This window comes from Cyanobium sp. N5-Cardenillas, from assembly GCF_024345515.1.
Taxonomy (GTDB): domain Bacteria; phylum Cyanobacteriota; class Cyanobacteriia; order PCC-6307; family Cyanobiaceae; genus Cyanobium.
Genome location: NZ_JAGQBG010000151.1, coordinates 1 through 7,719, shown reverse-complemented (window position 1 = coordinate 7,719; position 7,719 = coordinate 1). Strand labels below are relative to the sequence as shown.

Genomic DNA, 7,719 nt, shown 5'->3' with positions numbered 1-7,719 from the left:
CGGTGCCTTGAAGTCCGTGCCACAGCGGAGGCCCGCCAACTGATTGATCGGGCTGTCGCCCCGCAGGAGCTGGCCGATCGCGAAAGGGGATCCTCCTGACGCTTGGATGAGGTTCCAGTGCCACCGTTTCGGTTGCACAATGGTTGCCACTGCCTCGTCAACGGCGATGGCCAGGAGCCTCACCCTCAAGAATCTCCCCGACGACCTCTACGGCCGCCTGAAGCAAGCGGCCCAGCAGCATCGGCGCAGCCTCAACAACGAAGCGATCGTGTGCCTGGAAGCGGCCCTTCCGCCGCAGTCCATCACCGCCGCCGAGCGACTGGAGCAGATCCGGTCCCTGCGCCACAGCCTGCCGACGGAAGCGGCGTTCACGCCCGACCAGATCGATGCCTTCAAGCGCGAGGGCCGCCCATGATCGTGGTGGACACCAATGTGGTGGCCTATCTGTTGCTGGGTGGTCCACAGACCGAGAAGGCTGAGGCGCTGCTGCTTCATGACCCTGAATGGGCCGCTCCGGCGCTCTGGCGAAGCGAACTGCGCAACGTGCTCAGCGGTTACCTGAGACGCGGGCAGCTGGATCGCGAGCAGGCGCTGAGGCTCCAGGACCAGGCGGAAGGGTTGTTGCAAGGTTCGGAAGTCCCGGTGGATTCCGCCGACGTGTTCCGGCTGGTGGAGGCGAGCGACTGCAGCGCCTACGACTGTGAGTTCGTGGCGGCCGCCCTGGCGCTCCAGACCCGCTTGATCACCTCCGATCGCCAACTGCTGCGGGCTTTCCCCGAGGTTGCAAGCCCGTTGGAGCACGCCGTGCCCTGACACCGGCTCAAAATCGGTTCACAGCGACTCCCCCGGCAGGAAGCGCCGGATGAACAGCTCCAGGGCCATCGGCCCGCAGCGGGACTGCCAGGTGGCGCCGCCCGGCAGCCGCCGCCAGCAGGCCACCTGCAGAGCAGCGCCGCCGGCCAGCAGCTGCACCCGGTAGCGGTACTCGGCATCGGCAGCCTGGGCAGGGGAGGCCAGGGGTTCGGCGCCTGGCTGGCTGGCCAGGAAGGCGGCCGCAAAGGCCTCCGGCTCCGGCTGCTGGCGCAGGGCCGTGGCGAAACGCCAGGCGGCGCCGGTGGGGTAGCCGTCGTGGTGGAGATAGAGGTGGCGCTCCGGCACGCCGGGAAAGCCGGTGAACGAGTAGACGGCGCGGGTGGCCAAGGGGCTGGGGCGGCTGCACAGGGAAGTGCCACCGGTGTCTCAGCGGCTGGTGCTGCGCTGAATCACAGCCACTGGGCACAGTGCAGGTCTCGCACCTGGCCTGTGGCCATGCCTTCACCGAAGACGATCAGCGGGCCAGGCCCAGGAAGACCAGGATGGAGCGATTCAGCCGCACCAGAAGCGCGTCATCGAGGAGCCCGATCCTTCGGCCCACCCGTGCACGGGGCACGGTGGTGAGCTTGTCGACCATCAGGCAACTGGTGACGGCCAGACCATTGATGGGGGAGGGTTCCACCGGAATGCGGAACAGGGGGAGGTCCGTGGTCTGGCCCGTGAGCGGACAGATGGTCACCGAATCCCTGGCGGCGAAGGCATCGTCCTGCACGATCACCGCTGGACGGGGCTTGCTGGCGTAGGCCGGCCCGCCCGCCACGGTCCAGATCTCACCGCGATTCATTCCTGAACCTGATCCGGCCAGAGGGAGATGGCGTCCACAAAGGCCTGGTCTTCGGCCTCATGGGAGCCGGCATTGGCCAGAAGACTCTGGCGACGGGCCTCGGTGGTGAACCGGGGCGAGCGCACGTCGGGTACCCAGATCTGGATCGGCCGCAACCCCTGGGAACGCAGCCGCTGGCGATGGGCACGCACCTTCAGTCGCGTGGCCGCCAGCCGGAGGTCGTCGGGATTCGTCGCTGGATCCATGGACTCCCGCCTACGGTTACATGTAACACGATAGGAGGGCTGACCCATCGCGCCGCAGGCCCCAGGCTGGGGCAAGCACGACGCCGCGCGACGGCTGGCCATGAGCGATCCAGCCAACCCCACCGATCCCGCCCAGCTGCGCCGCGACTATCGGCGCCAGGAGCTGCGGCGGGGGGATCTGGCCGACGATCCTGTGGCGCAGTTCCGACGCTGGTTCGATCAGGCGGTGGCCGCCGCTCTGGACGAGCCCAACGCCATGGTGCTGGGCACCAGCGACGGTGTGCGCCCGAGCGCCCGCACGGTGCTGCTCAAGGCCTTCGACGAAAGGGGCTTCGTCTTCTTCACCCATTACGAAAGTCGCAAGGCCACCGAGATCGCCGCCCATCCGGAGGTGAGCCTGCTGTTTCCCTGGTACGGGCTGGAGCGGCAGGTGGCCATCCTGGGCCGGACCGAGCGGATCAGCGCCGCCGAATCGCTGGCCTACTTCCTCTCGCGCCCCATCGGCAGCAGGCTGGGGGCCTGGGTGTCGCAGCAGAGCGCCGTGATCGGCTCCCGCTCGATCCTGGAGATGCAGTGGGAAACCATGAAGCGCCGTTTCGCCGATGGCGAGGTGCCGCTGCCGCCGGCCTGGGGCGGGCTGCGGGTGGTGCCGTTCGAATTCGAGTTCTGGCAGGGCCGCAGCAACCGTCTGCACGATCGGTTCCGCTACAGGCCCGCTGAGCCTGCCGGGGAGGGGGGCGGCGCGACGGCCTGGACCATCGAGCGGCTGGCGCCCTGAGAGCCAATCGCGGCCGCCGTCAATCTCCAGGTTGGCTGCGGAATCACCCCAGGAACCCCTGGCGAGAGTGGGGTGGATGCCGCCGGCGCGGATCCATTCCCTCGCCCTGGTGTGATGCCCTTTGCCCTCAACTTCGTCCACCCCGTCCTGATGTGGGGGCTGCTGGGCCTGATGCTCTATTCGGGCTACCTCGGACTCAAGGCCAGCCAGATCCGCAAGGTGGGCCCGGAGGAACGCAAGGCGATGCTGCCCCTGCACTTCGGGCAGCGCCATGCCCAGCTCGGGGTGGTGATTCTGGGTCTCACCCTGCTCGGCGCCGCCGGCGGGATGGGGGCCACGTTCCTGAAGAACGGCAAGCTGATCCTCGGACCCCACCTGTTCGTCGGCCTGGCCGTTGCCGTGCTCGTGGTGGCCACCGCCTCCCTGGGACCCTCCCTGCAGAAGGGCAAGGACTGGGCCCGGGGGCTGCACATCGCGCTCAACGGCGGGGTGCTGCTGCTGTTCGGCTGGCAGGCCATCAGCGGTGTGGCCATCGTCCAGAAGCTGCTGAGCTCGGCGGCGGTACCCGCACCGGCGTGACCATTTCACTGTTATGCGGCTATACTCATAGCAGTTGATGTCTGAGTACCCATGGCTGTCGCGCCCGCGCCCTCCCTCTGCCTCGCCGCCGCCGCAGGGGGAAGCCCACTGCTGTTCCGCCAGCTGTTCGACGCCGATACCGGCACCTTCACCTACCTGCTGGCGGATGTGGCCAGCCGCAAGGCCCTGCTGATCGATTCGGTCTTCGAGCAGCACGACCGTGACCTCTCCCTGATCCGCGAGCTGGGGGTCGAGCTGGTGGCCTCGATCGACACCCATGCCCACGCCGACCACGTGACGGGCAGCTGGCTGATGCACGAAGCCACCGGCTGCGCCATCGGCCTGGCCGCCTGCGTCGGAGCCGAGAACGTCACCCGTCCCCTGAAGCACGGCGATCGCGTCCTCTTCGGCGGCCGCCACGTGGAGGTGCGCGCCACCCCCGGCCACACCGATGGCTGCCTCACCTTCGTCCTCGACGACCACACGATGGCCTTCACCGGCGATGCGCTGCTGGTGCGCGGCTGCGGCCGCTGCGACTTCCAGCAGGGCAACGCCCACACCCTCTGGGCCTCGATCACCGGGCAGATCCTGACCCTGCCGGATCACTGCCTGCTGTACCCAGGCCACGACTACACCGGCCGCAACGTCACCTCCGTCACCGAGGAAAAGGCCTTCAACGCCCGCCTCGGCGGCAACGCCACCGAGCGGGACTTCGTGGGCCACATGGAGAACATGCGCCTGCCCCATCCCCACCGGATCGCCCAGGCCCTGCCAGGCAACATGCGCTCCGGCAAGCCCCGCGAGGCCACGGCGGCGCCGGCCTGGGCACCCATGGCGCGCAGCTATGCCGGACTGCCCGAACTCAGCCCCGCCTGGGTGGCCGCCCATCGCGGCGACGTCACCGTGCTCGACGTGCGCTCCGCCGAGGAGTTCGACGGTCCCGACGGGCGCGTGGCCGGCAGCCTGCTGATCCCCCTGCCGGAGCTGGAGAGCCGCTCCGGTGAGATTCCCACCGATCGCCCGCTGGTGGTGGTCTGCCATTCGGGCAGCCGCTCGGCCCTGGCCACCCAACAGCTGCTCAAGGCGGGCCGCCAGCAGGTCGCCAATCTCCACGGCGGCCTGAGCCGATGGTCCGCCGAGGGCTTCCCCCTCGACGGCCTCGTCCAGGCCTGAAGCGCTTCCCACTGACGTCCATCCCTCTCCTGCATCCGTCCATGACCACCACGACCATGACCAGCCCCAGCCGCATCAGCGCCCATGACCTCGCCGACCAGCTGGCGGCCGGTGAGGTCACCGTGATCGATGTGCGCGAGCCGATGGAGTTCGTGACCGGCCACATCGCCGGCAGCCTCAACGTTCCCCTCTCCCGCCTGGCCCAGGCCGACCTGCCCCGCGGTCCGCTGGTGCTGGTCTGCCAGAGCGGCAACCGCAGCGGCAAGGGACTCACCCAGCTGATGCAGCAGGGCCATCCCCATCCGGTGGCCGACTTGCTCGGTGGCGTGCCCGCCTGGCAGCAGGCCGGCTTCCCGGTGCGCAAGCTCAAAGGGGCGCCGCTGCCGCTGATGCGCCAGGTGCAGATCGTCGCCGGCAGCCTGGTGCTGCTGGGGGTGCTCCTGTCCCAGACCGTGGCCCCGGGCTGGATCTGGCTGAGTGGCTTCGTGGGGGCCGGGCTCACCTTCGCCGGCGTCTCCGGCTTCTGCGGCATGGCCCGCCTGCTGGCCGCCATGCCCTGGAACCGGGTGTCGATCGGCTCAGGGCTGGGCTGAGCTCCGGCGCCACAGGCCCAGCCATTCGTCCTGGCGCTGCTCCACCGAACCGGCGGCCGGCTCCCAGAGCTCAGCCACCAGCCCCGCCTGGCCCAGCTGGGCTGCCACCACCTCGGGGTCGCTGCCCCAGGGCGGACCCCCCGGCTTGCGATGGCACCAGAACAGCCCCAGCAGCCAGCCGCCCGGCGCCAGCAATCGGCACACAGTGGCGATGTAGTCGTCGCGGCGGCCAGGATCGATGGCGCAGAAACAGGTGTGCTCCACGATCCCGCTGAGGCTTCCAGGCGTCAGGCCCGCCGCCGCCAGGGCCTGCCGGTCAAACAGGTCGGCCTGCAGCCAGCGCAGATCGGCCCGGTCCGGGCCATGGAGGCCGCGGGCTTCGGACAGGGCCTCGCCGCTGAAATCCAGGCCGATGGCGGCGAAGCCGAGCTCTTCGAGCAGGGCGGCCTCATGGCCGCGGCCGCAGCCCGGCACCAGCACCGGGCCCGGGGGCCGGGGAGCCAGGGGATGGCTGCGCAGGAACCGCTCCAGCGGCGGAGCCGGCCGGCCCAGCTCCCAGCCGTCGGCGCCCTGCCGGTAGCGCTGGTCCCAGTGGCCTGGCTCAGCGGTGGCTGCCGGTGTGGAGGGGGTCATGGCACCAGCATGGGCCGGATGACCGGGCCATGCTGGTGCCGCGGCGACAGGGCCAGCGGGAGGGCGCGCTCCATGTGTTCATCTGCTCGCAACGGCATCGTGATCCCGGCATTCCATTGCATTCTTTCACTCCGGGATCCGAGCCCTTACCGATCGTGGCGGTGACTTGATGGACTGGCTTGCCGACACCGTCGTTCTTTCGCGGATGCAGTTCGCGTTGACGGCGATCTTCCACATGCTCTGGCCGGTGCTCTCCACCGGCCTGGCGATCTTTCTGGTGATCCTTGAAGCCCTCTGGCTGCGCACCCAGAACCCCCTCTACTACCGGCAGGCCCGCTTCTGGGCCAAGCTCTACGTGCTGAACTTCGGCATCGGCGTGGCCTCGGGTCTGCCGATGGAATTCCAGTTCGGCACCAACTGGGCCCCGCTGTCGGAGTTCGTGGGTGATTTCTTCGGGGCCGTGCTCGGCTTCGAAGGCGCCATGGCCTTCATGCTCGAGGCCGGCTTCCTCGGCATCATGCTGTTCGGCTGGAACCGGGTGCCGCCGGTGATCCACTTCCTCTCCACCGTGATGGTGGCCTTCGGCGCCAATCTCTCGGTGTTCTGGATCCTCAGCGCCAATTCCTGGCTGCAGACCCCCGCCGGCGGCAGCTTCAGTGACGGCCATTTCCACGTGGAGAATTACTTCACCGCCATCAACAACCCGTTCATGCTGCGCAGCGTGCTGCACATGAGCCTGGCCACGGTGGAAACCTCGATGCTGGTGGTGGCGGCGATCAGCGCCTGGTCGCTGCTCTCCGGAAAGGCGGAGGCGTTCTTCTCCTTCTCCTTCCGCCTGGCCCTGGTGGTTCTGCTGGTGGTGGCTCCGCTTCAGATCGTGGCGGGCCACGAAAGCGGCCTGCAGGTCGCCGAGCACCAGCCCACCAAGCTGGCCGCCATGGAGGCGATCTGGGAGAACCAGGCCGCCGGCGAGGCTCCCCCCTGGACCGTGATCGCCGCGCCCGATGAGAACGGCGGCCGCAACCGCTGGGCGGTGGGCCTGCCCGGCGGGCTCAGCTGGATCCTCGAAGGCCGGCCCCGGCTCAGCCAGGACGTGCGCGGTCTGAACAGCTGGCCCGCCGACCAACGCCCCCGAATGGTGGGGCTGATCTTCTACGCCTTCCGCCTGATGGCGGGGATCGGCGTCGCCGTCGCCGCCCTGATGGGCCTGACCGTGCTGCTGTGGTGGCGCACCGGCCTGACACCCGAGTTCTTCCGCCGTCAGGCCTGGCTGAGCTGGTGCTGGATCCTGGCCGCCCCGGCCGGCTACCTGGCCATCGAGTCGGGCTGGATCGTGCGCTGCGTCGGCCGGCAGCCCTGGACGGTGTACGGCCAGCTGCGCACCTCCGAGGCCGCCTCCCAGCTGCCGGCCCAGGAAGTGCTGATCAGCCTGAGCAGCTTCAGCCTCCTCTACGCCACCCTGCTGGTCTTCGCGCTCATCTTCGGCGCCCGCATCATCCGCAAGGGTCCCGATCTCACCCTGGAACCACCGACGGGTCCCATCCGCGGACCGCTCCCCCTGCCAACCGACTGATGGACTTCCTCGATGTCTTCATGCCGGTGGTCTGGTTCGTGATCCTGGCCCTGTTCCTGCTCCTCTACGTGATCCTCGATGGCTTTGATCTGGGGGTGGGGATCCTGTCGCTCACCTCCCCCAGTGAGAAGCAGCGCACCATGCTGATGGCCTCGCTCGGCTCGATCTGGGATGCCAATGAAACCTGGCTGGTGCTGATGGGTGGGGCGCTGTTCGGCGCTTTTCCCCTCGCCTACGGCACGATCCTCAAGGCCCTCTACGGGCCGATCTACCTGATGATCCTCGGCCTGATCCTGCGGGCGGTGGCCTTCGAGTTCCGCGAGAACGCCATCGACAAGCGTCCCTGGAACCTCACCTTCGGCTTCGGCAGCCTGCTGGCCGCCGCGTCCCAGGGGATCTGCCTGGGCACGGTGCTCTCGGGCCTGCCCACCGACGCCGATGGGCACTTCATCGGCTCCCCCTGGATCTGGGTCAACGGCAGCAGCCTG

General features: G+C 68.9%; 12 protein-coding genes. 8 read left to right on the top strand and 4 right to left on the bottom strand.

From position 1 onward, the window contains the following. The first annotated feature begins 166 nt into the window (after positions 1–166). Complete coding sequence (locus KBZ04_RS11965; protein WP_254992141.1) at positions 167–415, top strand: FitA-like ribbon-helix-helix domain-containing protein; 249 nt, start codon at positions 167–169, stop codon at positions 413–415. After that, positions 412–813, top strand: coding sequence for a type II toxin-antitoxin system VapC family toxin (locus KBZ04_RS11960; RefSeq protein WP_254992140.1), 402 nt, complete (start codon positions 412–414; stop codon positions 811–813). Before KBZ04_RS11965 ends, KBZ04_RS11960 begins: the two co-directional genes overlap by 4 nt. A gap of 18 nt (positions 814–831) precedes the next feature. Here KBZ04_RS11960 and KBZ04_RS11955 read toward each other — a convergent pair whose 3' ends face one another. The 3 genes from KBZ04_RS11955 to KBZ04_RS11945 form a co-directional block, all read right to left on the bottom strand. Then, a complete protein-coding gene (locus tag KBZ04_RS11955) occupies positions 832–1,200 on the bottom strand; it encodes a hypothetical protein (RefSeq protein ID WP_254992139.1) in 369 nt (122 codons plus the stop codon). 127 nt (positions 1,201–1,327) lie between these two features. Then, a complete protein-coding gene (locus KBZ04_RS11950) occupies positions 1,328–1,657 on the bottom strand; it encodes a type II toxin-antitoxin system PemK/MazF family toxin (RefSeq protein WP_254992138.1) in 330 nt (109 codons plus the stop codon). Beyond that, complete coding sequence (locus KBZ04_RS11945) at positions 1,654–1,902, bottom strand: antitoxin MazE family protein (protein ID WP_254992137.1); 249 nt, start codon at positions 1,900–1,902, stop codon at positions 1,654–1,656. The genes KBZ04_RS11950 and KBZ04_RS11945 overlap by 4 nt, the downstream gene beginning before the upstream one ends. A 100-nt stretch (positions 1,903–2,002) precedes the next feature. On the opposite strand from KBZ04_RS11945, the gene pdxH reads away from it, so the two are divergent. The 4 genes from pdxH (at position 2,003) to KBZ04_RS11925 (ending at position 5,025) form a co-directional block, all read left to right on the top strand. After that, the gene (pdxH, locus tag KBZ04_RS11940; RefSeq protein WP_254992136.1) at positions 2,003–2,680 is read left to right on the top strand and encodes a pyridoxamine 5'-phosphate oxidase; all 678 of its coding nucleotides are present in this window, start codon (positions 2,003–2,005) and stop codon (positions 2,678–2,680) included. Positions 2,681–2,794: 114 nt separating this feature from the next. Beyond that, positions 2,795–3,259 (top strand): DUF4079 domain-containing protein, encoded by a 465-nt coding sequence (locus KBZ04_RS11935; RefSeq protein ID WP_254992135.1) that lies wholly within the window; start codon positions 2,795–2,797, stop codon positions 3,257–3,259. Between the two features lie 51 nt (positions 3,260–3,310). Then, positions 3,311–4,432 carry a rhodanese-like domain-containing protein gene (locus KBZ04_RS11930; protein WP_254992134.1) on the top strand — a complete coding sequence of 374 codons (1,122 nt, stop codon included), beginning with the start codon at positions 3,311–3,313 and terminating at the stop codon, positions 4,430–4,432. Positions 4,433–4,473: 41 nt separating this feature from the next. Continuing rightward, positions 4,474–5,025 carry a rhodanese-like domain-containing protein gene (locus tag KBZ04_RS11925; RefSeq protein WP_254992133.1) on the top strand — a complete coding sequence of 184 codons (552 nt, stop codon included), beginning with the start codon at positions 4,474–4,476 and terminating at the stop codon, positions 5,023–5,025. Here KBZ04_RS11925 and KBZ04_RS11920 read toward each other — a convergent pair. Continuing rightward, the gene (locus KBZ04_RS11920) at positions 5,011–5,658 is read right to left on the bottom strand and encodes a methyltransferase domain-containing protein (protein WP_254992132.1); all 648 of its coding nucleotides are present in this window, start codon (positions 5,656–5,658) and stop codon (positions 5,011–5,013) included. The genes KBZ04_RS11925 and KBZ04_RS11920 overlap by 15 nt on opposite strands. A 169-nt stretch (positions 5,659–5,827) precedes the next feature. Between KBZ04_RS11920 and KBZ04_RS11915 the strand changes: the two genes are divergently transcribed. Beyond that, entirely contained in the window at positions 5,828–7,231 is a 1,404-nt protein-coding gene (locus KBZ04_RS11915) for a cytochrome ubiquinol oxidase subunit I (RefSeq protein WP_254992131.1), read from the top strand. Continuing rightward, on the top strand, positions 7,231–7,719 hold a 489-nt coding region (locus tag KBZ04_RS11910), incomplete at its 3' end, for a cytochrome d ubiquinol oxidase subunit II (protein ID WP_254992130.1). The genes KBZ04_RS11915 and KBZ04_RS11910, both read left to right, overlap by 1 nt.

Bases quoted from the DNA above. Each gene is read 5' to 3' on its own strand.
- KBZ04_RS11930 (WP_254992134.1), top strand. From the start codon at position 3,311: ATGGCTGTCGCGCCCGCGCCCTCCCTCTGCCTCGCCGCCGCCGCAGGG.
- KBZ04_RS11920 (WP_254992132.1), bottom strand. From the start codon at position 5,658: ATGACCCCCTCCACACCGGCAGCCACCGCTGAGCCAGGCCACTGGGAC.
- KBZ04_RS11950 (WP_254992138.1), bottom strand. From the start codon at position 1,657: ATGAATCGCGGTGAGATCTGGACCGTGGCGGGCGGGCCGGCCTACGCC.
- KBZ04_RS11965 (WP_254992141.1), top strand. From the start codon at position 167: ATGGCCAGGAGCCTCACCCTCAAGAATCTCCCCGACGACCTCTACGGC.
- KBZ04_RS11935 (WP_254992135.1), top strand. From the start codon at position 2,795: ATGCCCTTTGCCCTCAACTTCGTCCACCCCGTCCTGATGTGGGGGCTG.
- pdxH (WP_254992136.1), top strand. From the start codon at position 2,003: ATGAGCGATCCAGCCAACCCCACCGATCCCGCCCAGCTGCGCCGCGAC.
- KBZ04_RS11960 (WP_254992140.1), top strand. From the start codon at position 412: ATGATCGTGGTGGACACCAATGTGGTGGCCTATCTGTTGCTGGGTGGT.
- KBZ04_RS11925 (WP_254992133.1), top strand. From the start codon at position 4,474: ATGACCACCACGACCATGACCAGCCCCAGCCGCATCAGCGCCCATGAC.
- KBZ04_RS11915 (WP_254992131.1), top strand. From the start codon at position 5,828: ATGGACTGGCTTGCCGACACCGTCGTTCTTTCGCGGATGCAGTTCGCG.
- KBZ04_RS11945 (WP_254992137.1), bottom strand. From the start codon at position 1,902: ATGGATCCAGCGACGAATCCCGACGACCTCCGGCTGGCGGCCACGCGA.